Origin of the sequence: Oricola sp. (assembly GCF_022763245.1) — a bacterium.
Classification (GTDB): domain Bacteria; phylum Pseudomonadota; class Alphaproteobacteria; order Rhizobiales; family Rhizobiaceae; genus Oricola.
The window spans coordinates 154,231-176,549 of the sequence record NZ_JALEGV010000014.1; the positions used below are offsets into that span (position 1 = coordinate 154,231).

Sequence of the window (22,319 nt, forward strand, 5' to 3'; positions counted from 1 at the left end):
GATGATTACACGACGCAGACTTCTGAAGAACGCCGCTGCGACCGGCGTGGTCGCCAGCGCTCCGGGGCTCGCGATGCCGGCGATCGCCCAGAACGCCAAAATCAAGCTGGGCTATGTCAGCCCGCAGACAGGCCCGCTTGCCGGTTTCGCGGAGGCCGACAATTACATCGTTTCGGGTTTCCTGGAGACGACCAAGGCGCTGGGTCTCGATTTCGAGGTGATCGTCAAGGACAGCCAGTCCAACCCCAACCGTGCGGCCGAAGTGGCGAGCGAACTGATCGTCGATGACGAGGTCAATCTCGTCATGGTCGCCTCGACGCCGGAGACGACCAATCCGGTCGCCACGACCTGCGAGGCCGAGGAAGTCCCCTGCCTGTCAACCGTCGCGCCTTGGCAGCCCTGGTTCATCGGCCAGCAGGGCAACCCCGGCGACCCGGGAAGCTGGCAGCCCTTCGACTACGCCTATCATTTCTTCTGGGGCCTGGAGGACGTCATCGCCGTCTTCACCAACATGTGGGGCCAGCTGGACACAAACAAGCAGGTCGGCGGGCTGTTTCCCAATGACGGCGACGGCAATGCTTGGGGCGACGCCAATGTCGGCTTCCCGCCCGTGCTCGACCAACTCGGCTACGGGCTCACCGATCCGGGCCGCTACCAGAACCTGACCGACGACTTCTCCGCGCAGATCAACGCCTTCAAGGCGGCCAATGCCGAGATCGTCACCGGCGTCATGATCCCGCCGGACTTCACCACCTTCTGGACCCAGGCCAAGCAGCAGGGCTTCACGCCGAAGATCGCCTCGATCGGCAAGGCGCTGCTGTTTCCCTCCGCCGTCGAGTCCGTCGGCGACAAGGGCCACAACCTGTCGTCGGAAGTCTGGTGGTCGCCCAGCCACCCGTTCAAATCGTCGCTCACCGGCGCGAGCGCGCAGGAATTCGCCGACGACTTCACCGCGAAGACCGGCCGTCCCTGGACGCAGCCGATCGGTTTCGTGCACGCGCTGTTCGAGGTCGCTGTCGACGTTATGAAACGGGTCCCGGACGCCGCCGACGCCGACGCCGTAGCGGAGGCCATCGGTGCGACCAAACTCGACACGCTTGTCGGGCCGCTGGAATGGGGGACGGACGCACTGCCGCCCTTCGCCTCGAAGAACATCGCCAAGACGCCGCTCGTCGGCGGCCAGTGGCGGCTGAAGGACGGTGGCGGTTACGACCTGGTCATCGTGGAAAACACCACGCAACCGGAAATTCCGACCGGCGGCGTGATGGAACCGATCGCCTGACACGAACCGGGGAGGGGCTGGTCGCGGCCTCTTCCCATCCTTGCTTCACGGGACATCATGCCGATCCTCTCGCTTTCAAACGTCACGAAATCCTTCGGTGCGCTCAAGGTCGCGCAGGCGATTTCGTTCGACCTTGAGCAAGGCGAGGCGCTGGGCATCATCGGCCCGAACGGCGCCGGCAAGTCGACGCTGTTCAACCTGATTACCGGCAATATCGCGGTCGATTCGGGGCGGATCGACCTGGAAGGCCGCGACATCACGCGGATGTCGGCCGAAAAGCGCTGCCTCATGGGGCTGGGTCGTTCGTTCCAGATCCCGCAACCCTTCGAGAAGCTCACCGTCTTCGAGAATCTCGTCGTGGCAGGCGCGTTCGGCTCGCGGGTCGCCGAGGATCATGTCACGGAAGCCTGCGCCGAGATCCTGGTCGATACGGGGCTGATCCATCGCGCCAACGACCTGGCCGGCAGCCTGACGCTCCTGCAGCGCAAGCGGCTGGAACTGGCGCGGGCGCTTGCCACCAATCCGAAGGTTCTGCTGCTCGATGAGATCGCCGGCGGCCTGACCGAGGCCGAGTGCCAATCGCTGGTCGAGACCATTCGCGCCATCCATGCGCGCGGCGTCTCGATCATCTGGATCGAGCATGTGCTCCACGCGCTCAATTCCGTCGTGTCCCGGCTGCTGGTCCTCGATTTCGGCAAGGTGATCGGGCTCGGCGATCCCGAAGCGATCATTGCGTCGCGCGAAGTCCGGGAAATCTATCTGGGGATCGAGATCTGATGGCGTTCCTGGAGACCCGCGCCCTGACCGCGTTTTACGGCGACTTCCAGGCGCTGTTCGGCGTCGATATCGCGCTAGAGGCGGGAGAGACGATCGCCATCATCGGCGCCAACGGCGCAGGCAAGACCACGCTGCTCCGCTCGATCACCGGCATCCTGACAAATGAACCGGGTCAGGTCGTGTTCGAGGGCGCCGCGATCGGCGCCGCGAGGCCGCCCGACATCCTGGCCCACGGCATCGCGATGGTTCCGGAGGGGCGCAGGCTGTTTCCGTCGCTCACAGTCGAGGAGAACCTGCTGATCGGCAATTACGGCCGCAAGGTTGCCGGCATCTGGTCCCTCGACAGCATCTACGCCCTGTTTCCCGTCCTCAAGGAAAGGCGCCACAGCCCGGCGACCGCCTTGTCGGGCGGCCAGCAGCAGATGGTCGCGATCGGGCGGGCGCTGATGTCCAACCCGCGCGTGCTTCTGTGCGACGAGATCAGCCTCGGCCTCGCGCCGGTCGTCATTCGCGACATCTATGCGGCCTTCCCGCGCATCCAGCAGTCCGGCGCCTCCATCGTCGTCGTGGAGCAGGACATCGGACAGGCCCTGAAGGTGGCCAATCGCGTCTATTGCATGATGGAAGGCCGGGTCACGCTTTCCGGAACGCCCGCCGACCTGTCGCGCGAGGCCATCCACAACGCCTATTTCGGGACCGCATGAGATGATCTGGGTCGACACCATCGTGCAGGGCATATTGCTTGGCGGGCTCTACGCGCTTTTCGCGGCCGGTCTCAGCCTCGTCTTCGGCATCATGCGTCTTGTCAATCTCGCCCATGGCGACCTCATCGTCCTCGGCGCCTTCCTGATCCTGACGCTGGTCACCGCGCTCGGGCTCAATCCGCTCCTTGCCGCGCTGGTGGCTATCCCGCTGATGTTCGTGCTCGGCTGGGGCCTGCAACTGGTGGTCCTCAACCGGACGCTGGGCGACGACATCCTGCCGCCGCTTCTTGTCACATTCGGCCTGTCGATCGTGATCCAGAACGGCCTGCTGCAGGGGTTTTCGGCCGACAGCCAGCGCATTTCGGCGGGCGCGCTCGAAACCGCTTCGATCGCGCTCGGGCCAATCTCCGTCGGCGTGATGCCGCTGCTGACCTTCCTGTCTGCGGTCGCGGTGATTGTCGGCCTCAACCAGCTTTTCTACCGCACCGCGCTCGGCCGCGCCTTCCGCGCGACATCCGACGACCCGGTGACCGCCGGGCTGATGGGGATCGAGCCCAACCGCATCTTCGCCATGGCCACGGGCATCGCCTTCGTCGTCGTGACGATCGCCGCGCTCTATCTTGGCACCCGCGCGAATTTCGATCCCACCATCGGGCCGGCCCGGCTGATCTACGCGTTCGAAGCGGTGATCATCGGCGGGCTCGGCTCGCTGTGGGGGACGCTGGCCGGCGGCGTGATCATCGGTGTCGCGCAAACCCTCGGTGCCGCCATCAATCCCGAATGGCAGATCCTGGCGGGCCACGTCGCGTTCCTTGTCGTGCTTGCGTTTCGCCCGCGCGGTCTCTTTGCGAAGGGAGGCTGAGGGCCATGAGCAAGCCTGCGCAGAAATGGGCGGTCCAGACCCGGACGACGGCTTCGACCGTCTTCGCCGTGATCGCGGTCCTGGCCGTCGTCGCGGCGTTCGCTGCGCCGTTTTTCGTCTCGCGTAGCGTGATCCAGGACCTGTTCTTCATCCTGACCATGCTCGTGCTGGCGCAGAACTGGAACCTGCTCGCCGGCTTCGCGGGTCTGGTGTCGGTCGGACAGCAGGCCTTCGTCGGCGCGGGCGCCTATGCGATGTTCGCGCTCGTGATCCTCGCCGGGTTCGATCCGATCATGGCGCTGCCCGTCGCCGGGATCTTCGCCGCCCTGCTTGCCGTTCCGACGGCCTTCTTCGTGTTCCGTCTCGACGGCGCCTATTTCGCCATCGGCACGTGGGTGATCGCGGAAGTCTTCCGGCTGGTTTTTGCGCAGTGGAAGGTGCTGGGCGGCGGAACCGGCACGTCCCTGCCGCGCGGCACCACCCACGAGATGGTCGGCGTGCCCCTCGTCAAGGAGTTGTTCGACGTCAAGTCGTCGGCCGCTGCCGACATCGTCACCTACTGGCTGGCTCTCGGTCTCGCATTGGCGACGGTCGGCTTCATCTACTGGCTCCTGCGTTCCAAGCGGGGCATCGGCCTCGCTTCGGTGCGCGACAATCTCCAGGCGGCGCGCTCGGTCGGGGTGGACGCGTCCCGGCTCAAGATGATCGTCTATGTCGCGACCGCCTTCGGCACCGGCATGCTCGGCGCACTGGTCTATGTCCAGACGGCGCGCATTTCGCCCGACGCCGCGTTTTCGGTTACCGACTGGACGGCCTATGTCATCTTCATCGTGGTCATCGGCGGTATCGGAACGCTCGAAGGTCCGTTCATCGGCATCCTCGTCTTCTTCATCCTGCAGAACCTGTTTGCTGATTACGGCTCCTGGTACCTGCTCATCCTCGGTCTCATCGGCATCGTCGTCATGTTGTTCGCGCCCCGCGGCTTGTGGGGCCTGTTCACCGGCAAGACCGGGATCCAGCTCTTTCCAATTCGCCGCCGGCTGATCGGCGGACAACTCACCACATCATCACGGGAGGACACTCATGGCTGACATCGATACCGACGTTCTGATCATCGGAACGGGCCCGGCCGGCTCCACCACCGCCGCTTTGCTGTCGAGCTACGGCGTGGAGAACATGGCCATCAACCGCTATCGCTGGCTGGCAAACACGCCGCGCGCCCACATCACCAACCAGCGGGCGATGGAGGTGATCCGCGACCTCGGCACCGACGTCGAGGACGAGGTCTATTTCTACGGCACGGACCAGGACCTGATGGGCGAGAACGTGTTCTGCACCTCGATCGCCGGCGAGGAGATCGGCCGCATGAAGAGCTGGGGCAAACACCCGCTGTCGCGCGCCGAGCACATTCTGGCGTCGCCCTCGCAGATGAACGACTGCCCGCAGACGTTCATGGAGCCGATCCTGTTCAAGACGGCCTGCGCGCGAGGCACCCAGTCGCGCATGTCGACGGAGTATCTCTCCCATGTGCAGGACGAGGACGGCGTGACCACGACCTGCCTCGACCGGCTGACCGGCAAGGAGTTCACGATACGCTCGAAATTCCTCGTCGGCGCGGATGGCGGCAACTCCAAGGTGGCCGAGCATGCCGGCCTTCCGTTTGCGGGCCAGATGGGCGTCGCGGGTTCGATGAACATCCTCTTCAAGGCGGATCTGTCCAAATATGTCGCCCACCGCCCGTCGGTGCTCTACTGGGTGCTGCAGCCCGGCGCCGAGGTCGGCGGCATTGGCATGGGGCTGGTGCGCATGATCCGGCCCTGGAACGAATGGCTGATCAACTGGGGATACGACATCAACCAGCCGCCGCCCAAGGTCGATGAAGCTTTCGCCGTGAAAGTGGCGCGCGACCTGATCGGCGATCCCGACATCGAGATCGAGTTCCAGGACGCGTCCGTCTGGACGGTCAACAATTGCTATGCGACCCATCTGCAGAAAGGACGCGTCTTCTGCATGGGTGACGCCATTCACCGGCATCCGCCGTCCAACGGGCTCGGCTCGAACACGTCGATCCAGGACGGGTTCAACCTTGCCTGGAAGCTCGCGATGGTCGTCAGGGGCGAGGCTGGGCCGGACCTTCTGGAAAGCTACAGCGCTGAGCGCGCGCCGGTCGCCAAGCAGATCGTCACACGCGCCAACCAGTCGATCGAGGAATTCGGACCGATCTTCGAGTCGCTCGGACTTCTGGAATCAGTTGATCCGGTCAAGATGCAGGCCAACATGGATGCGCGCTGCGACAATACGCCGGACGCGGAGCGGCAGCGCGACGCGATCCGCAAGGCGATCGCCTTCAAGGAGTACGAGTTCGACGCGCATGGCGTGGAGATGAACCAGCGTTACGCGTCCGAGGCAATCGTCACCGACGGTCAGCCGGAACCCGCCTTCGAACGCGACAGGGACCTTCATTATGCCGCGACCACGTGGCCGGGCGCGCGCGTGCCGCATGTCTGGGTTCATGACGAGCGCGGCGGCAAGGCGTCCACCCTCGACATCACCGGTCATGGGCGGTTCACGCTTCTGACCGGGATCGGCGGCGAAGGCTGGGTCGATGCGGCCACGATCGTCGGCAAGGAACTCGGCATCGAAATCGCGAGCCACGTCATCGGTCCGCGCCAGCAGTGGCAGGACTATTCCGGCGACTGGGCGCGGGCCCGCGAGGTGCGCGACAGCGGCGTCGTCCTGGTGCGGCCCGACCATCACGTCTGCTGGCGCCGCGAGACGGTCGCCGACGAACCCGCGGCGGAGTTGCGCCGTGTCATGAAGCAGATCCTGAGCCGTTAGGGAGGACCTGATGGAAGCGCATGAGAAGGGCTATTTCACCGAGGAAAATTCAATCGAGGTGGTCACCGGCCGCAACGCGAAGGCCAGGGACGAGCGGCTGAAATCCATCATGGAGGTGGTGACGCGCAAGCTGCACGAGGCGGTCAAGGAGATCGAGCCGTCCGAGAAGGAGTGGTTCGACGCCATCATGTTCCTGACCGACACCGGGCACATGTGCAATGAATGGCGACAGGAATTCATCCTTCTTTCCGATGTGCTGGGCGTCTCGATGCTGGTCGATGCGATCAACAACCGCAAACCCTCGGGGGCCTCGGAATCGACCGTCCTCGGGCCGTTCCACGTGGCCGACGCACCGGTGCGCCACATGGGCGACAACATCTGCCTCGACCACAAGGGAGAGGACATGGTGGTCTCGGGCCGCATTCTCGACACCGAAGGCAATCCGATCGACGAGGCGGTCATCGATGTCTGGCAGGCCAATGACGAAGGCTTCTACGACGTGCAGCAGAAGGGCATCCAGCCGGACTTCAACCTGCGTGGCGTCTTTCGCACCGGACGCGACGGACGCTACTGGTTCCGCGCGGTGAAGCCGAAATATTACCCGATCCCCGATGACGGGCCGGTCGGCAAGATGCTGTCGGCGCTTGGCCGCCACCCGCATCGACCGGCGCATCTTCACTACATCATCAAGGCCGACGGTTTCGAGACGCTGACCACGCATATCTTCGACCCCGACGACCCCTATATCGATTCCGACGCGGTGTTCGGCGTGAAGGAAAGCCTGCTCGCTGAATTCCGGCGGACCGAGGACGCCGCAAGGGCGAAGGAGTACGACTTCAAGCAGGCGTGGTTCTGGGAAGTCGAGCACGATTTCGTGCTGGCGCGCGAGGCGTAGGCCGGAACCTCCAAATCCCGTCTGGGAGACGGTCCGACGTCTCCTCACATGCTGGCATCCATGCCTTGGCCCGGCCCGGTCGTGATGATCGGGCCGTGGCGTTCCAGTGCTTTCCGCTCCGATCGGCCTCTTGGCGCCGGCCATACACCCCCCGAAACCATCCAACCCATCGAAACCGTGAGGCTTGCGCCGTCCGATTGCAGCGCGTTGTCATGGTTCGTTTCGTGGTTGACAAATCAACGTAGACAAATCAATGTTGATAAATCAACGTAGATAAGTCTACATTGATCGCCAGTGACGCTGGCGATGGGAGGAGCACGACGTGGCTGGAACGGCCGATACAGAGCGATCCAAGGATCGCCCCGCGGAGACGTGCGGTGACGAGCAGGACAAACCGCTCGCCGCGAGTGCCGAGGGGTCTCAACCGGACCCGTGGAACCAGGCGGTCGATGAAAACCGCAAGCTCGATCTCGCGGAGTATCCGGGCGCGCTTCTCATGCGTGTCGCGACGGTCATCCATCAGCAGACAACCGCCGTCTATGCCCGCGAACACGACCTGTCGGTACCCGAGTGGCGCATTCTCGGCCGGCTTTGCGTGTCAGCGCCCATCCGCCGCGCCACCTTGTGCAGGCTCTCCAATATCGACAAGGCACAGGCCAGCCGCGTCATCCAGACCTTGCAGGAACGCGGTCTCGTCGATGTCCATATCGACGCTTCGCATCGCAACCGCCAGATCATCGACATCACGGATGAGGGACGCGACATCGCCGAACGCATCTTCCCCGAGGCGCTTGCCGAACAACTGAAACTTCTGCGGACGCTCACTCCCGAGGAGCGGCGAACCACCTTCAAGGTGCTTCGCAAATTGCTGGCTCTCTACGGCCTGTCCATTCCCGGGCCCGCGGCCAGCTACAAGGAAGAACTCCCATGAAGATCACCGGCATCGAAACGCTTCATGCCGATGGCGGATACCGGACGTGTTGCTACGTCAAGATGTCCACCGACGAGGGGCTTGTCGGCTGGTCGGAATATTACGAGGGCCTGACCGGTGCTTCGGTGACGAACGTGATCCGCGACTTCGCAAAGGTGGCGGTCGGCATGGATCCGCGACAGGTCGGGCGGATCAGCGAATCCCTGCTCGCCTCCACGCGCCTCTCGCAAGGCGGGCTGACGCATCAGGGCGTCGCCGCGATCGAGAACGCTTGCCTCGACATCCAGGGCAAGGCGCAAGGCGTGCCCGTTCACGCCTTGTTCGGCGGCGCTTTCCGCGAGCGCGTGCCCGTCTATTGGACCCATTGCGGCAGCTACCGGGTTCGCCACGCCGATTTCTATGAAAAGGAGCTCGGCTGCGAACCGGTGCGCACGCTGGACGATTTCGCCCGGCTCGGACGGGAAGCGGCCGAACAGGGCTTCACCGCGCTGAAGACCAACCCCGTCTTCTTCGACGCGGACCGGCCCTACATGTTCAATGGCGGGTTCCGGATCGCGCCGGGCTTCCTCGACCGCAGCATCGGGGACGCCAGGATCGGCGGGATCATCGAGCAGTTGCAGGCGCTTCGCGACGGCGCGGGCCCGGACATGGGCATCATGCTCGACGTCAGTTTCAGCCAGCGGACGGAAGGCTATCTGCGGCTCGCGCGCAGGCTGGAGGAACTCGGCCTCTATTGGCTCGAACTCGATATGCGGGACCCGGAAGGAGTGGCGATGATCCGCCGTTCGACCGGAACGCCCGTCGCCTCGCTGGAATCGCTGCACGGCATTCATGAATACCGCCCCTATCTCGTGGAGCGCGCCGTCGACACGGCGATCGTCGATCCGCTTTGGAACGGGGTCTGGCAATCGGTCCGCGTCGCGACGCTTGCCGACGCGTTCGAGACGCATATCGCGCCTCACAATCCGGTGGGCGACCTCGGCAACCTGATCAGCGCGCATTTCTGCGCTTCGATCCCGAACTTCAGGATCATGGAGCTGCGCGCCGACGAGGCGCCGTGGACGCGGGATTTTCTCACCCATCCGTCCACGATCGAGAATGGCGAGATCGTCGTTCCGACGCGGCCGGGATGGGGATCCGACATCAACGAAGACGCGCTGGCGGCGCACCCGCCGCGCGCGTCACGCTAGGGGGCTGCGAGATGCGGGTTGTGTATTGGGCGCGGATGCGGTTGGCGAAGGAACGGATCATCGCGGCGATCGAAGCCGTGCCGGGCGCTCAACTGACCGTTGTCGAGACGATCGACGAATTGATGCCTGAGCTGCCCGGTGCGGGCGCTCTGTTGCTGGCGGACGCGCCGCCGGACATGGCGCGCAAGGTGAAAGATGCGCTGTCGTCGCCGGAGAACACCGTAAAGTGGATGCACTTCCTCACCGCGGGCCGCGAAGGTTTCGAAGCCGTCGGCCTGCCGGACGGCGTAGCGGTGACGTACCCCGCCGGCGGCGTTGCGCCCGCGGTCGCCGAACATGCCATGACGCTGTTGCTGGCGGTGACGCGGCGCGTGCCGGCGATGCTGGCTGAACAGGCGAAGCGCAACTGGTCGCGCGAGACGGTGTCCGCCAATGCCCGCTCGATCGAGGGCATGACCATGGCCATCGTGGGATACGGGCAGATCGGCCGCGAGATCGCGCGGCGTGCCAAGGGATTCGGCGTTCACACGATCGGTCTCTCGCGCACGGCTCGCGCCGACGAGTTTCTCGATGAAAGCCACGGGCTCGACGATCTGAAGCCGGTCCTCGGCCGTGTCGACATCGTCATGATCGCGATCGCCCTGACCGACGAGACCCGACACCTGATCAATGCCGACACGATCGCGGCGGCGAAGCCGGGCTTCATCCTCGTGAACGTGGCGCGCGGCGGGCTCGTCGATCAGGTCGCGCTCGCCGAGGCCCTCGTCTCGGGGCAGATCTTCGGCGCCGGACTGGATGTCGTCGATCCCGAGCCGCTGCCCGCGGACGACCCGCTCTGGGAGGCGCCCAACCTGATCGTGTCGCCGCATTTCGCGGGCGGCGCAAGCATCGCCAGCCAGAAGCGTCTGGCAAGCGGCGCGGCGGATAACCTCAAGCGCCTGATGGCGGGAGACGCGCTGCTGCATCAAGTGAACTGAATTCTCACTGGGACAAGGAGGAAACCATGGGAACACGCAGGGGAATGCTCACAGGAATGGTCCTGGCCGCGACGCTGTCGCTGGTGGGAGGAGCCGGATCCGCAATCGCACAGGACAAGCTCGATCTTGCGACGATCGTCGTCGGCTTCCCGCCCGGAGGCGGCACCGACACCACCGCACGCATCGTCGCGGAGAAGCTGAGCGGCACCTATGCCGACTCGGTGATCGTTGAAAACCGTCCGGGCGCAGGCGGGCGCATCGCTGCCGCATATGTCAAGGATTGTCCGACCGACGGCAGCTGCATGTTGTTCACGCCGGCCTTTCCGCTGATCATCCATCCGCATCTCTATGCGGACATGCCGTTCGACACGCTCAACGACTTCGTGCCCGTCGCCACGACCCATTTCGGCGTGCTAGCGCTGTCTGTGGGGCCGGGAGCGCCGGAAAGCATCAAGACGCTGGAAGATTTCCTGAACTGGGCGAAAGAGAACCCGGACCAGGCGAGCTTCGGCGGCCCTGTCGGCGGATCGCAGCACTTCACCGGCATTCTGCTGTCGAACGCGTCCGGCGTCGATCTTGAGCTGATCGGCTATCCGGGCGGCGCGCCTTCGGTCACCGACGCGCTCGGCGGGCATATTCCGGCCGTGATCACGCCGATGGCGGAAGTCCTTCCGCATGCGGCAGAGGGGACGCTTCGCATTCTCGCCGCGACCTCGAAAGAGCGCTCGAAGCTGGCGCCGGACATCCCGACCTTCACCGAACTCGGCTACGACATCGTCGTGCAGGACTGGTCGGGCTTCCTGATGCCGGCCGGAACGCCGGCCGAGGTGGTGGAGCGCGCCAATGCGGCGATTTCCTCTGTCGTCGAAACGCAGGACGTCATCGACCGGATGGGCGAATTGGGCATGGAAGCCCAGCCGACCTCCGTTGCCGATTTCGCCAAGGTGCTTCCGGAAAGCTACGCGAAATACGGCAAGATCATCGAGGACAACAACATCGAAGTCCAATAGCGGCCTGGATCGATCGCGGGAGCCTCCGGGCTCCCGCAAGTCTCGTCGGCAACCCGTTTTGAGAAGGATGCGCGATGCGCGTGAACGCGATCAACCGCGGTGAATGCGTTGCCGCCCTGGTCGTCGGGGCGATCGGGTTGGCGATCGTCTGGATCGGAAGCGACTACGCGGTCGGAACGCCCCGACGGATCGGGCCGGGTTTCTTCCCGCTGGCCATCGGGGCTCTGCTTCTCATGTTGTCCGTCGGGCTTGTCTTCGAGGCGCTGCGCGCCGAACGCCGGTCAATCGAATTCCAGGCGCGTCCGTTTCTCTTGGTCATGGCGGCGCTGGCTTCTTTCGCGGTCTTCATGGAGCGGATCGGCCTCGTCCCGGCGACCATCTGTCTGGTCGTCTTGAGCGCGCTCGCCGAAACGCCTTTCAGGCCGTTGCGGACCCTGCTTCTCGCCCTCGCCGTCTCTGCGATGGGCGTCCTCATCTTCGTCTACGCGCTTGGCCTTCCGCTCAAGTCCTTCACCTGGTGACGCATGGAAACCCTGTCAAATCTCGCCTCCGGGTTCCAGGTTGCGCTCGACCCCTACATGCTGGCGATCTGCCTGATCGGCGTGACCGTCGGAACGCTGGTCGGCGTGCTGCCGGGCATCGGCGCCATGGCCGCGATCTCGATCGCGCTGCCGATCACCTATCACATGGACACGACCGCCGCGCTGATCATGCTCGCGGGCATTTTCTACGGCGCGCAATATGGCGGCTCCACCGCCGCGATCCTGCTCAACCTGCCGGGAACCGCCACCAATGCGGTCACCTGCCTCGACGGATATCCGATGTCGAAACAGGGCAGGGCGGGCGTGGCGCTGTTCATGACGACCATCACCTCCTTCGTCGGCGGATGCATCGGCATTGTCCTGATGATCGGCTTCGCGCCGGCGTTGTCCCGCTTCGCCCTCAGCTTCTCCTCGGCTGAATATTTCTCGATCATGCTGCTCGGCCTCGTCGCGGCATCGACCCTTTCCGTCGGCTCGCCGCTGAAGGGGCTCGCTATGGTCGTCATGGGCATCGCGCTTGGCCTCGTGGGCATCGACGTGACGAGCGGTCATCCGCGCTACACGTTCGGCGTCATCCGCCTGATGGACGGCGTCAACCTGCTGGCGCTCGGCATGGGCCTGTTCGGGGTGGCCGAAATCCTCAACAATCTCGGCAAGCCGACGCAGCAGCTCAAGGCAGGGTCGGTCACCTTGCGGTCGCTGCTGCCGTCGAGAGAAGACTGGAAGGCGAGCGTCATGCCGACCGTGCGCGGCGCGGCCATCGGTTCAGGCGTCGGCACGCTTCCCGGCACCGGGCCCGGCATCGCCGCGTTCATGGCCTATGCGGTCGAAAAGCGCGTCGCAAAGGATCCATCGCGTTTCGGTCATGGCGCGATCGAGGGTATCGCCAGCCCGGAGGCCGCCAACAACGCCGCGGTCCAGGCCGCCTTCATCCCGACCCTGAGCCTCGGCATCCCGGGTGACGCGGTGATCGCGATCCTGATGGGCGCGATGCTGATCCACGGCATCGTTCCCGGCCCGCAATTCATCACCAGCCATCCGGACACGTTCTGGGGCCTGATCGCCAGCTTCTGGATCGGCAACGTGCTGCTGCTGATCCTCAACATCCCGATGATCGGGATCTGGGTGCGCATCCTGACGATCCCCTACAGGCTGCTCTATCCGGCGATGCTGTTCTTCGTCTGCGTCGGTGTCTACGCCATGCGCAACAATCCCTTCGACGTCTATCTGACGATGCTGTTCGGCGGGATCGGGTATTTCATGCTGCGGTTCCAGTATCCGGCCGCGCCGCTGTTGCTCGGCTTCATTCTCGGGCCGCTGATGGAGGAACACCTGAAGCGGGCGCTGCAGATCTCGCGGGGAGACTTCCTGGTCTTCGTGGACCGACCGATCAGCGCGGTCTTCCTCGTCGCGACGCTGCTTGTGTTCGCCTTCACGGTCAAACCGGCCGTCATGCGCGCGCTGTCGCGGAGATCGAGAGCCGAAAGCTGAAAGCCGGGCGAGGTCCGGATGAAGGCTGGCGATTCCTTCTTGTTCAATGCCTATCTACCCAACAGCTATCGCATCACCGGCAGGACAACTGCCGAGATCATCCAGGTCAACACACCGCATGTTCACTAGAGTGGTTCAGAAAAACCTGAACTGCTCTGCGCGGAAATGGCACGGAGAAGCGGCCAGGGGTTCGTGACAGATGGCGAGCGGGTCGCATTGGTGCGCCAGGGAAGAACTGTTTCAGCAGGAGTGTGCGGCACCTGACGAGACGTGTCGGCTAGAATTCTCGTCCGGCCTTGAACTCGCCCCAGCGCATAATGGCGTTGGCGCCGATAAACGCCAAAGGCTCGGGCGGGAGTTTGGCGGGTGCGGCCTCGCGCAGCATCTCGTTCAACGCGTCGGAGATGACGCCCGAGGCCAGTTCGGCTGCCAGCATTCCCGCAAGTGTGCCTTTGGCCGTCCCAAGCCCGTTCTGGCAGCAGGCGGCGTAGAGCCCGTCATCGACTTCGCCGAAGGCGGGCACGTCGTTGCGGCTGAGGCAGAGGCGGCCGCCCCAGCGGTATTCCATGTTGACGCCGTTCAACATCGGAAAACGCGCCCGGAAAGCGCTGTCGTGATCGTCTCCAACCCTTGCGATGCGCGCGTCGCTCACTTCCATCGACGGGTCGTAGGTGAAGCGGTTTCTGATGATGATGCGGTCACCGCCGGTTCCCGATATTCGTCTGACTGTCGTTCCCATCGGATCCGCAGGCGTGAACCCCCAATTCGGCTCGCCGCCGAGACGCCGGGTCTCATCCGCTGTCAGGGCGCGCGTCATCGAGGCATAGGTGAAGACATGCATCAGCCGGCGCTTGAAGAAGCCGAAGCTTTCCGCATGGCCGTTGACCGCGAGGATCACTTTCGAGGCCGATACCGACCCTGACGGCGTTTTCGCCTGCCACGCCGTGCCTTCGCGCTGCAGGTTTGTCACCGGCGCGTTCTCGAAAAGCAGTATTCTGTTGCCGCGCGCCAGCCCGTCTGCGACGCCGCGCACGAACATCGCCGGCTGGATCATCGCCGCTCCGGGCGTGAACAGGCCGCCGGCATAATAGTCGGTGCCGGTGAGCGCCCGCATCTGGGTCGCATCCAGCATTTCATGCGGCTCGCCCATCGCCAACAGATGTGCAGCGTAGCTGGCGTTGTGAGCCATGCCCTTGTCGGTCGCCGCTGCGTTGATCTTGCCGCTCTTTATAAACGCCTCGGCTGTCAGGCCATATTCACGAGCGGCATCGGCAGAAAACGCGATGGCAAGTCGGTTCAGCGCGGTCCGCTCTCGGTCGCGGCTGACATCGCCGCCGTAATCCTGTGATGTCAGGTCGTGCGGAAGATCGATCATGAAGCCGGAATTGCGCCCGGCGGGTCCTTCGGCGACCGCGCGGGCCTCCAGAACAACGATCGTATCTGCGGGATGCAGTTGCGCCAGCCGCCGGGCTGCGGCAAGACCGGCGAAGCCGGCACCGATTACCAGCCAATCGGCCTTGATCGCGCCATCGAGCGGAGGATGCGGCGCGCGCGCAGTTAGAATTGCATTCCACGCCGCAGGGCCGGGATCGCGCGGGAGGCGGCTGACGGTGATGGCCCGCATAGCCCGGCCTAATGTTCCGTGTTCAGCGCATCGACGGCTGGAATCTCGCGCTCGCGCCGGGCGATGTAGTCGCGGAGCGCTTCGTCGACCGCATCGTCGAGCTTCGGCTCCTCATAGACTTCAAGCAGCCGCCGGGCATGTTTGAGCGCGCGCTCCGTTATCTCCTGGGACCCTTCCGCGATCCATTGCTCGACCGAATTGTTGTCGAATCGGTCGGGCATGAAGAATGCCTCTTGGAACCGGGCTTGCGTGTGAGGGTGGCCGAGATAGTGTCCGCCGGGCCCGACATCGCGCACGGCGGCGAGTGCTTCGTCAAAGTCGTCCCAGTGGATGCCTTCGGCCATGCGATAGCCCATGGCGCATTGCTCGGCATCGACCACGAACTTGGCCATGGAACAGTGCATGCCCGCCTCGTTCCAGCCGGCCGAATGCCAGATGTAGTTGGCGCCGGCCATCAGCACCGCCATCATGGTCGATGCGCTTTCATAGCCGGCCTGCGCGTCGAACGTCTTGGCGCCGCCGAGCGTGTTGGAGGTGCGCCAAGGCACGCGATAGTAGCGGGCCATCTGGCCAATCATGAAGTTCATCAGCGCGATCTCCGGCGTGCCGGCCATCGGCGCGCCTGACTTCATCGAGACGGTGGAGAGATAGTGGCCGTAGATCGCGGGGCAGCCCTTGCGGACGACTTGCGTATAGGCAAGCCCGGACAGCGCTTCGGCGTTGAGCTGGGCGACCGCGGCCGGCACGGAAGCCGGTGTGTTGGCGCCGCCGAGCACGAAGGGCGAGCACAGCACTGGCTGGTTGCGCCGGCAGAAGGCGCGCATCGCCGACAGCATGGCCTCGTCCCAGACGAGCGGCGAGTTGCCGTTGCAGTTGCCGGTCGTGACGGCATGGTTCTCCATGAACTCCTCGCCGAAGAGGATGGCGCACATCTCCATCACGTCCTCGGCGTTCCTGCCGCTGGTGGTCATGCCCATGAAGGTCTTGTCGGAATGCTTCATCGACGAATAGGTGATGCGCAGGTGTCGATGCGCGACGACGTGATCCATCGGCTCGACGATATGATGCGCGGTCGAGTGCAGCGCTGGCAGCATATACGCGAGCTTGTGGAAGTTGGCGAGATCGTCGAGCGTCGGCATGCGGCGTTTGTCTTCGAGGTCGCGCAGGAACGGCGCGCCGGTCATCGGCACGAAGATCGAGTGATCGTTGCCGAAGGGCAGATTGTTGGCCGGATTACGCGCGTGGTAGGTGAAGCTCTCCGGGATCGAGGCGATGAGTTCGCGCACGAGGTTCCGGTCGAGATGCACCCGCTCGCCGCGCACATCCGCGCCGGCGGCCTTCCAATCGGCGAGCGCCTGCTCGTCGCGGAAGACCACGCCCACTTCCTCGAGAATGTCCATGGAGGCGCGGTCGATGCGCTCGATCTGATCGCCGTCCATCGGCTCGACCGGGGACAGCTTCCGGCGGAGCGCCGGTAGCATAGTGGTGTTGATCGTCGAACGAGCCTGGCGTCGGGCGCCGCGACCGCCGCGCTTGCCGATCTTTTCCAAAACAGCTGCGTTCATGACACGTCGTCCTGCGCTGCAGGATCGCTGAGATCGACCCAGATCGTCTTTAACTCGGTGTATTGGTCGTGGGCGTGAATGCCATTGTCCCTGCCGCCGAAACCGGACTGCTTGTATCCGCCGAAAGGCGTCGTGATGTCGCCCTCACCGTAGCAGTTGACGGTGACGGTGCCGGCGCGCACCGCCCGGGCCGAGGCGAGCGCGCGGCGAACATTGCCTGTGAAGATGCTGGCCGTGAGGCCGTATTCGGTGTCGTTGGCCACCTGGATCGCTTCTTCCGTCGAGGCAACGGTGATCACCGCGAGGACCGGCCCGAAGATCTCTTCGCGGGCAATCCGGTCCGAAGCATCCACCTCGATGACCGCCGGCGTAACGAACGCTCCGTCGACATCGCCGCCGGTCAGCGGTTTGGCGTCCTTCAGGTAATATGCCACCTTCTTGCAGTGGCTGCCGGCGATCAGCGCGCCAAGGTGGTTCTGCGGGTCGAGAGGGTCGCCGGTTTTCCAGTCGCGCAGCCGCGCCATGATCCGCTCAAGCAACTTGTCCTTGACGTCCCGGTGGACGATCAGTCGCGAGTTGGCGGAGCAGTTTTCGCCCATGTTCCAGAACGCGGCGTTGACGACATGACCCGCCACGAGGTCAAGGTTCTCGGCATCGTCCAGCACGATAGCCGGATTCTTGCCGCCGCATTCGAGCACTACTTTCTTGATGTTGGAATCTGCTGCGTAGCGCAGGAACATCCGCCCCGTTTCGGTCGATCCGGTGAAGCTGACCATGTCGACGTCCATGTGGCGGCCGAGCGGCTCGCCGACTGACGGACCATCGCCCGGCAGCACCTGCAGGACGCCACGCGGGATGCCCGCCTCCACGGCGAGTTCAGCGACGCGCAGGGCGGTCAGCGATGTCTGCTCGGCCGGCTTGACGATGACCGAGTTGCCGGCGGCGAGCGCCGGTCCGATCTTCCAGGCGAGCATTAACAGCGGGAAGTTCCACGGCAGCACGGTCGCCACGACGCCGACGGGCTCGCGAACGATCACGGCCATCGCGTCCTCGCCGACAGGCGCTGTCTGGTCGTAGATCTTGTCGATCGCTTCCGCATGCCATTTCAGCGTGTTGATCGTCTCGGGAAGGTCGATCGTCACGCAGTCGCGGATAGGCTTGCCGGAATCCAGGCTTTCCATCACCGCGAGTTCGCGCGCGTTGCGCGTTATGAACTTGCACAGGCGGATCATGACCGCCTTGCGCTCGGCGGGATGAAGCTTCGACCAGGCGCCGCGCTCATAGGCTTCGCGCGCTTTCTCCACGGCGAGATCTACGTCGTCGGCGTTGCAGGCCGCGATTTCGCAGATCGTCTCGCCGGTCGCCGGGTTGACGGTCGGCATCGCTTCGCCGCGGCCAGGACGGAACTTCCCGTCGATGAAGGCGGAGCGCGGGAAATCGATACCGGCGGCGATCGCCGCATATTCGTCGCGTGTCAGCAGATCGCTCATTTGCCGTCCTCCTTGATCTCCGCGATGGCCCGGTCGAGGGTGCGGATCACCTCTTCAAGCTGCCGCTTGTCGTCCTTGCCGAGCGGTTGCAGCGGCCTGCGCGGCGGTCCGCAGTCGATCCCGCGCATCGTCACGCCATGCTTGATGCACTGGACGAATTTGCCGCCCTGTTCGAGAACGCGCATGAGCGGCAGCATCGCCGACATGATGCGCCGGCCTCTTGTGAAGTCGCCATCGACAGCGCAGGCTTCGTAAAGCGCGATATGCGCCTCGGGCGCGAAGTTCGATCCCGCGCAGACCCAGGAGCGGGCGCCCCAGGCGAAGAATTCCAGCGCCTGGTCGTCCATGCCGCAGGAGAGCTGGATATGCGGGTAGTCGCGCGCCAGCATGTGCAGGCGGTTCGGATCCCCCGAACTTTCCTTGATTGCGCAAAAATTCGGACTGCGGCCGAGCCGGTCGAGCGTCTCCTCGTCCATGTTGACCGACATGCGGCCAGGATAATTGTAGAGCATGACGGGTAGGTTCACGGCGCGATCGATCGCCAGCGCGTGCAATGCGATCTCGCGGCCGGTCGGATAGGCATAGGGCGGAGTGGCGACGAGGATGGCATCCGCGCCGACCGCTTTCGCATGCTCGGCATAGGCAATCGAATCCTCGGTACGGATCGCGCCGGTGCCGATGATGAGCGGCACGCGCGTGCCGACGATCTCGCGCGCGAAGCGCATCATCTCCACGCGCTCTTCGGATGATTGCGCGTAATATTCGCCGGTCGTGCCGGCGACTATGATCCCGTGCACGCCCGCTGCGATCAGCCGTTCGACAACCGCTTCGAAATTCTCGCGATTGATGGAGAAGTCCGCGTAATAGGGCGTCACGACAGGCGTGTAGATGCCTTCAAACCGCATCGGCTTTGCTCCCCAGTTCGAATGGCAACGGATCGGGGCTCACATATTGTTCGAGCCGGTCGCGCGACAGCGACCAGTGAGCAAGCGTGAGTTCGACGGCTTCCGCGGCCGCATGGCGTTCAAACGCTTCGATCATCGCGTCGTGCTGGTCGGCGGCTGTGGCTATCCGGGCGGCGTCTTCCCTGGCGCGCACGCGGTAGAAGGTCTGACTGATGCGCGTGTGATCGATCAGCAGGCGGTTCAGGCTCGGCATCAGATAGGGCGAGGCCGCCATGACGCCGATTTGCTCGTGAAAGCGATGGTTTTGCATTGCGGTGTCGCGGATCGATTTCTCGGAGATCGAGCGGCGATAGGCGACCTGAATGTCCTTGAGGGCGGATATTTCCCTGGCCGTTGAATTCTCGGCGGCGAGTCTCGCCATCGAGGCATAGATCATCGGCGCAGCCTGGAAGAACTGGCGCATCGTCGCGAAATCCATCGGCGCGACCTTGGCGCCCCGGTTCCGCTCAACGACAAGATAGCCTTCGCCGGCAAGCCGCTGGATCACTTCACGCAGCGGTGTGCGCGACATGCCGAAGGTTTCCGCCAGTTCGACTTCGTCGAGCAACTGACCGGGCGCTATCTCCATGGACAGGATGCGCTTCTTGAGGATTTCGGCGGTTTCGGTCTTTGTCGAAGCTTTCATTCGCCAATGATTATACAGATTGTATAATCTGTAAATAGGAGAATTGCGAGCTGTTGCCCCTCGGCACCGATGGTTCGTGACGAGGGATCATCTGGGGGCAGGTCGAGCAGATGAGTGCCTGGCGTCTCGGACGTTAGGCTTTCAGGTGGATCGTCACCAGCACGGTCGAATGCGAGCCGCCGGGGAAGTCTGCCGCGACGCGCAGCCAGTTTCCGAAGTTGGAAACGCGCGCGCAGGCGATGGCGTCCTTGCCGGTCGGCATGTCGAATTCGCTGCCCTCGGCGAGCCAATGCATTCCGTCGGGCGAAATTTCCACCCGCGCCTTCGGTTGCGGTCCGGTGGGCTGCTTCAATGCCCGCACGAAGATGACCGCCTCGCGCGCCCAGCCAGCCTCGTGCGGCTCGGTCGCGGCCTCGCCCGTCCATGTCTCGTTGCGGGCGACGATGGCCGTGGTGTTTTCAGGAAGCATCAGAAATCCCCCGAGACGCAGACGGAATCGACATAGAGAAAGGCCCGCTTGTTCGTATCGGCTTCCGCGAAGAAGGCGAAATTGAGCATGCACCAGAGGTTCTTCATGGCGGGGATGCGGATCGAATCGAAGCCGGACATGTCGAACACCCGGTCGTTGCACTGGAACGACAGCGCCTGCATGGAGGCGAGGTCGAAATCGAAGCGCAGATACGTCCAGTTTATCTTTGTCGGGATCTCGTTGTAGCAGAGCCGCTGCGCGCCGTGCGGCACGTCCTCCCATCCGTCCGGCGCAAGGTGGTAGTGGCTGAGTGTCTTGTCGGTGGCGCCTATCGGCTTGAACGTCGTCGTTTCGCGCTTGAACTGCCACTTCTGGACATGCTCGCCGTCCAACGCGTTCAGGAAACGGAGATGCGGCATGACGCGCTCGGCATCGCCGTCGCTGTCTCCGCCCTGGAGGTCGAACAGGAAACCGACCGAGCGGACATCGGTCTCGCTGAGCTTCAGTTCCGTCGCCTCCGGTTTGAAGGTGAAATAGGCCTCGAAGCGGATCGGGCAGCGCTTGCGGAAGGTGAGGCGTTTGATCGCCACGTTCTGCGCGCCCGTCTTCGGCCGCGTCGCGATCTTGAGCGCATAGGAACTGTCGTAGCCGCCATGTGAGCCGGCGTCCCAATGGCCGAGCGTCGATAGCATCGCGCTGGTGTGCTGCGCGTAGCCGGGCAGCATCGTGTCGAGATCGTCCTCGTAGTTCCCGACGAGCTGGGACCAGCCGCAGTGGCCGCGCGAGAAATCGTCGTGGCTGATGATGCGGGGCAGCGGGTCGAAGCGGCTCAATTTCGGATCCGCCCGCAACATTGCCAGGCGCATCGCTTCGGCCAGTTCTCGCGCGGTGGGCGTGTCGGTCACTGTCATCTCCTCCGTCTCGGCCTACTGAACGCGCAGGCTCTTGACCGCATCCCAGTCGACCTCGATGCCGAGGCCGGGGCCGGTCGGAACGGGAAGCAGGCCGTTCTTCTGCCGGTCGGCGCCGGGCGCGGCACCGGTAATGGCCGTCTTGAACGGGCTCTCGTCTGTCTCGCATTCCATGGCGCGGAGGTTCGGCATGGCGGCCGCCAGATGCACGCTCGCCGTCTCGCAGACGATGCCCGACATGCCGATATGCGGCGCATAGGATACGTCGTGCGCGGCGGCGAATTCCGCCATGCGGCGTGTCTCGCTGATGCCGCCCGAGCGCGCCACGTCGGGCTGCAGGTATGAGAGGGTGCGGTTGGAGACGAGGCGCATCGCCTGATCAAGCGTATAGTTGCTTTCGCCGGCCGCAAGCGGGGTCGCGCACTGGCGATGCAACTGCTCGTATCCCTGTTCGTCCTCGGGCCTGAGCGGCTCCTCGAACCAGAAATAGCCGTTCGCGGTCAATGCGCGGCCGACCTCGATCGCCTCCTCCAGCGTGTAGGCCCAGTTGGCGTCGACGCACAGTTCGATGTCGTCGCCTGCGCGCTTGCGCAGCCGCTCGATGCGCCGGCAGGCGTCCCTAACCGGATTGGCGACCTTGATCTTGACGCGCGGAAAGCCTTTCTCGAGATAGCGATCGAGTTCGGCGTCCATGAATTCGTCCGTTCCCCAATTCACCGAAGCGGCATAAACGGCAACCTCCGTGCGTCCGACGCCGCCGAGGAGGCGGTAGATCGGCAGGCCGGCGATCTTGCCGAGAATGTCCCACAGGGCGATGTCGATGCCGGCGATGGCCTCGAACAGCATGCCGCCGGCGCGGCCCGAGAGCGCCCGGCGCATGGTTTTCCAGTGCTGCGTGATGTCGGTCGGGTTCTGCCCCAGCAGTCGTGGCTTGAGCGACGTCTCGATCAGGTCGGCATAGGCGCGAGGCGAGAAGCGGGCGAGCGTCTCGCCAACGCCCACATGGCCGGCATCCGTGCGGATTTCGACAAGAACGATCGAAACCTCGCTGTATCGCCCCCAGGAGGTGACCGTCGGTCGCGGCAGTGTCTGCGTCAGCGGATGGGCAATGACGTCGGTAATTTTCACATCGGCGCCGGCGGCGTTGGCATCTGACACGAACGGTCTCCCT

Annotated in this window: 21 protein-coding genes; 13 read left to right on the top strand and 8 right to left on the bottom strand. The window is 64.2% G+C overall.

The features are described from left to right. Nucleotide 1: 1 nt before the first annotated feature. The 13 genes from MRY80_RS08490 (at nucleotide 2) to MRY80_RS08550 (ending at nucleotide 13,499) form a co-directional block, all read left to right on the top strand. On the top strand, nucleotides 2–1,282 hold the full coding sequence (locus MRY80_RS08490; RefSeq protein WP_293289997.1) for an ABC transporter substrate-binding protein: 1,281 nt from the start codon (nucleotides 2–4) through the stop codon (nucleotides 1,280–1,282). 57 nt (nucleotides 1,283–1,339) lie between these two features. Next, complete coding sequence (locus MRY80_RS08495) at nucleotides 1,340–2,059, top strand: ABC transporter ATP-binding protein (protein ID WP_293289999.1); 720 nt, start codon at nucleotides 1,340–1,342, stop codon at nucleotides 2,057–2,059. Continuing rightward, entirely contained in the window at nucleotides 2,059–2,763 is a 705-nt protein-coding gene (locus tag MRY80_RS08500) for an ABC transporter ATP-binding protein (protein ID WP_293290001.1), read from the top strand. The genes MRY80_RS08495 and MRY80_RS08500 overlap by 1 nt, the downstream gene beginning before the upstream one ends. A gap of 1 nt (nucleotide 2,764) precedes the next feature. Next, nucleotides 2,765–3,625, top strand: coding sequence for a branched-chain amino acid ABC transporter permease (locus MRY80_RS08505; protein ID WP_293290003.1), 861 nt, complete (start codon nucleotides 2,765–2,767; stop codon nucleotides 3,623–3,625). Nucleotides 3,626–3,630: 5 nt separating this feature from the next. Then, a complete protein-coding gene (locus MRY80_RS08510) occupies nucleotides 3,631–4,716 on the top strand; it encodes a branched-chain amino acid ABC transporter permease (protein WP_293290005.1) in 1,086 nt (361 codons plus the stop codon). Further along, nucleotides 4,709–6,463, top strand: a complete 1,755-nt coding sequence (locus tag MRY80_RS08515; RefSeq protein WP_293290007.1) for an FAD-dependent monooxygenase — start codon at nucleotides 4,709–4,711, stop codon at nucleotides 6,461–6,463. Before MRY80_RS08510 ends, MRY80_RS08515 begins: the two co-directional genes overlap by 8 nt. 10 nt (nucleotides 6,464–6,473) lie before the next feature. Then, nucleotides 6,474–7,358 (top strand): intradiol ring-cleavage dioxygenase, encoded by an 885-nt coding sequence (locus MRY80_RS08520; protein ID WP_293290008.1) that lies wholly within the window; start codon nucleotides 6,474–6,476, stop codon nucleotides 7,356–7,358. Between the two features lie 322 nt (nucleotides 7,359–7,680). Continuing rightward, on the top strand, nucleotides 7,681–8,289 hold the full coding sequence (locus tag MRY80_RS08525; RefSeq protein WP_293290010.1) for a MarR family winged helix-turn-helix transcriptional regulator: 609 nt from the start codon (nucleotides 7,681–7,683) through the stop codon (nucleotides 8,287–8,289). Beyond that, nucleotides 8,286–9,479 carry a mandelate racemase/muconate lactonizing enzyme family protein gene (locus tag MRY80_RS08530; protein WP_293290012.1) on the top strand — a complete coding sequence of 398 codons (1,194 nt, stop codon included), beginning with the start codon at nucleotides 8,286–8,288 and terminating at the stop codon, nucleotides 9,477–9,479. Before MRY80_RS08525 ends, MRY80_RS08530 begins: the two co-directional genes overlap by 4 nt. An 11-nt stretch (nucleotides 9,480–9,490) precedes the next feature. Further along, a complete protein-coding gene (locus MRY80_RS08535; RefSeq protein WP_293290014.1) occupies nucleotides 9,491–10,456 on the top strand; it encodes a D-2-hydroxyacid dehydrogenase in 966 nt (321 codons plus the stop codon). A gap of 26 nt (nucleotides 10,457–10,482) precedes the next feature. Further along, the gene (locus tag MRY80_RS08540; protein ID WP_293290016.1) at nucleotides 10,483–11,466 is read left to right on the top strand and encodes a tripartite tricarboxylate transporter substrate-binding protein; all 984 of its coding nucleotides are present in this window, start codon (nucleotides 10,483–10,485) and stop codon (nucleotides 11,464–11,466) included. 80 nt (nucleotides 11,467–11,546) lie between these two features. Beyond that, a complete protein-coding gene (locus MRY80_RS08545) occupies nucleotides 11,547–11,987 on the top strand; it encodes a tripartite tricarboxylate transporter TctB family protein (protein WP_293290018.1) in 441 nt (146 codons plus the stop codon). Between the two features lie 3 nt (nucleotides 11,988–11,990). Further along, on the top strand, nucleotides 11,991–13,499 hold the full coding sequence (locus tag MRY80_RS08550) for a tripartite tricarboxylate transporter permease (protein WP_293290020.1): 1,509 nt from the start codon (nucleotides 11,991–11,993) through the stop codon (nucleotides 13,497–13,499). Between the two features lie 277 nt (nucleotides 13,500–13,776). Here the strand turns inward: MRY80_RS08550 and MRY80_RS08555 are convergent, their stop codons facing one another. The 8 genes from MRY80_RS08555 to MRY80_RS08590 all read right to left on the bottom strand — a co-directional run bounded on the left by MRY80_RS08555 (nucleotide 13,777) and on the right by MRY80_RS08590 (nucleotide 22,306). Then, a complete protein-coding gene (locus MRY80_RS08555) occupies nucleotides 13,777–15,123 on the bottom strand; it encodes an FAD-binding oxidoreductase (RefSeq protein ID WP_293290022.1) in 1,347 nt (448 codons plus the stop codon). A gap of 8 nt (nucleotides 15,124–15,131) precedes the next feature. Further along, nucleotides 15,132–16,688 (bottom strand): trimethylamine methyltransferase family protein, encoded by a 1,557-nt coding sequence (locus MRY80_RS08560; protein ID WP_293290024.1) that lies wholly within the window; start codon nucleotides 16,686–16,688, stop codon nucleotides 15,132–15,134. Then, nucleotides 16,685–18,178 (bottom strand): aldehyde dehydrogenase, encoded by a 1,494-nt coding sequence (locus MRY80_RS08565; RefSeq protein WP_293290026.1) that lies wholly within the window; start codon nucleotides 18,176–18,178, stop codon nucleotides 16,685–16,687. The genes MRY80_RS08560 and MRY80_RS08565 overlap by 4 nt, the downstream gene beginning before the upstream one ends. Beyond that, complete coding sequence (locus tag MRY80_RS08570; RefSeq protein WP_293290028.1) at nucleotides 18,175–19,083, bottom strand: dihydrodipicolinate synthase family protein; 909 nt, start codon at nucleotides 19,081–19,083, stop codon at nucleotides 18,175–18,177. The genes MRY80_RS08565 and MRY80_RS08570 overlap by 4 nt, the downstream gene beginning before the upstream one ends. Next, nucleotides 19,073–19,768, bottom strand: a complete 696-nt coding sequence (locus tag MRY80_RS08575) for a GntR family transcriptional regulator (RefSeq protein WP_293290030.1) — start codon at nucleotides 19,766–19,768, stop codon at nucleotides 19,073–19,075. Before MRY80_RS08575 ends, MRY80_RS08570 begins: the two co-directional genes overlap by 11 nt. 133 nt (nucleotides 19,769–19,901) lie before the next feature. Continuing rightward, nucleotides 19,902–20,237, bottom strand: a complete 336-nt coding sequence (locus MRY80_RS08580; RefSeq protein WP_293290031.1) for a hypothetical protein — start codon at nucleotides 20,235–20,237, stop codon at nucleotides 19,902–19,904. Next, the gene (locus MRY80_RS08585; protein WP_293290468.1) at nucleotides 20,237–21,103 is read right to left on the bottom strand and encodes a DUF6772 family protein; all 867 of its coding nucleotides are present in this window, start codon (nucleotides 21,101–21,103) and stop codon (nucleotides 20,237–20,239) included. Before MRY80_RS08585 ends, MRY80_RS08580 begins: the two co-directional genes overlap by 1 nt. A 60-nt stretch (nucleotides 21,104–21,163) precedes the next feature. After that, nucleotides 21,164–22,306, bottom strand: coding sequence for a mandelate racemase/muconate lactonizing enzyme family protein (locus MRY80_RS08590; protein WP_293290033.1), 1,143 nt, complete (start codon nucleotides 22,304–22,306; stop codon nucleotides 21,164–21,166). Nucleotides 22,307–22,319 lie beyond the last annotated feature (13 nt).

What these genes read in the sequence shown, in the direction of transcription:
- MRY80_RS08585 (WP_293290468.1), bottom strand. Translation starts at nt 21,103, where the DNA reads ATGCGCCTGGCAATGTTGCGGGCGGATCCGAAATTGAGCCGCTTCGAC.
- MRY80_RS08540 (WP_293290016.1), top strand. Translation starts at nt 10,483, where the DNA reads ATGGGAACACGCAGGGGAATGCTCACAGGAATGGTCCTGGCCGCGACG.
- MRY80_RS08560 (WP_293290024.1), bottom strand. Translation starts at nt 16,688, where the DNA reads ATGAACGCAGCTGTTTTGGAAAAGATCGGCAAGCGCGGCGGTCGCGGC.
- MRY80_RS08510 (WP_293290005.1), top strand. Translation starts at nt 3,631, where the DNA reads ATGAGCAAGCCTGCGCAGAAATGGGCGGTCCAGACCCGGACGACGGCT.
- MRY80_RS08555 (WP_293290022.1), bottom strand. Translation starts at nt 15,123, where the DNA reads ATGCGGGCCATCACCGTCAGCCGCCTCCCGCGCGATCCCGGCCCTGCG.
- MRY80_RS08495 (WP_293289999.1), top strand. Translation starts at nt 1,340, where the DNA reads ATGCCGATCCTCTCGCTTTCAAACGTCACGAAATCCTTCGGTGCGCTC.
- MRY80_RS08535 (WP_293290014.1), top strand. Translation starts at nt 9,491, where the DNA reads ATGCGGGTTGTGTATTGGGCGCGGATGCGGTTGGCGAAGGAACGGATC.
- MRY80_RS08490 (WP_293289997.1), top strand. Translation starts at nt 2, where the DNA reads ATGATTACACGACGCAGACTTCTGAAGAACGCCGCTGCGACCGGCGTG.
- MRY80_RS08530 (WP_293290012.1), top strand. Translation starts at nt 8,286, where the DNA reads ATGAAGATCACCGGCATCGAAACGCTTCATGCCGATGGCGGATACCGG.
- MRY80_RS08515 (WP_293290007.1), top strand. Translation starts at nt 4,709, where the DNA reads ATGGCTGACATCGATACCGACGTTCTGATCATCGGAACGGGCCCGGCC.
- MRY80_RS08565 (WP_293290026.1), bottom strand. Translation starts at nt 18,178, where the DNA reads ATGAGCGATCTGCTGACACGCGACGAATATGCGGCGATCGCCGCCGGT.
- MRY80_RS08580 (WP_293290031.1), bottom strand. Translation starts at nt 20,237, where the DNA reads ATGCTTCCTGAAAACACCACGGCCATCGTCGCCCGCAACGAGACATGG.
- MRY80_RS08520 (WP_293290008.1), top strand. Translation starts at nt 6,474, where the DNA reads ATGGAAGCGCATGAGAAGGGCTATTTCACCGAGGAAAATTCAATCGAG.
- MRY80_RS08500 (WP_293290001.1), top strand. Translation starts at nt 2,059, where the DNA reads ATGGCGTTCCTGGAGACCCGCGCCCTGACCGCGTTTTACGGCGACTTC.
- MRY80_RS08505 (WP_293290003.1), top strand. Translation starts at nt 2,765, where the DNA reads ATGATCTGGGTCGACACCATCGTGCAGGGCATATTGCTTGGCGGGCTC.
- MRY80_RS08570 (WP_293290028.1), bottom strand. Translation starts at nt 19,083, where the DNA reads ATGCGGTTTGAAGGCATCTACACGCCTGTCGTGACGCCCTATTACGCG.
- MRY80_RS08575 (WP_293290030.1), bottom strand. Translation starts at nt 19,768, where the DNA reads ATGAAAGCTTCGACAAAGACCGAAACCGCCGAAATCCTCAAGAAGCGC.
- MRY80_RS08550 (WP_293290020.1), top strand. Translation starts at nt 11,991, where the DNA reads ATGGAAACCCTGTCAAATCTCGCCTCCGGGTTCCAGGTTGCGCTCGAC.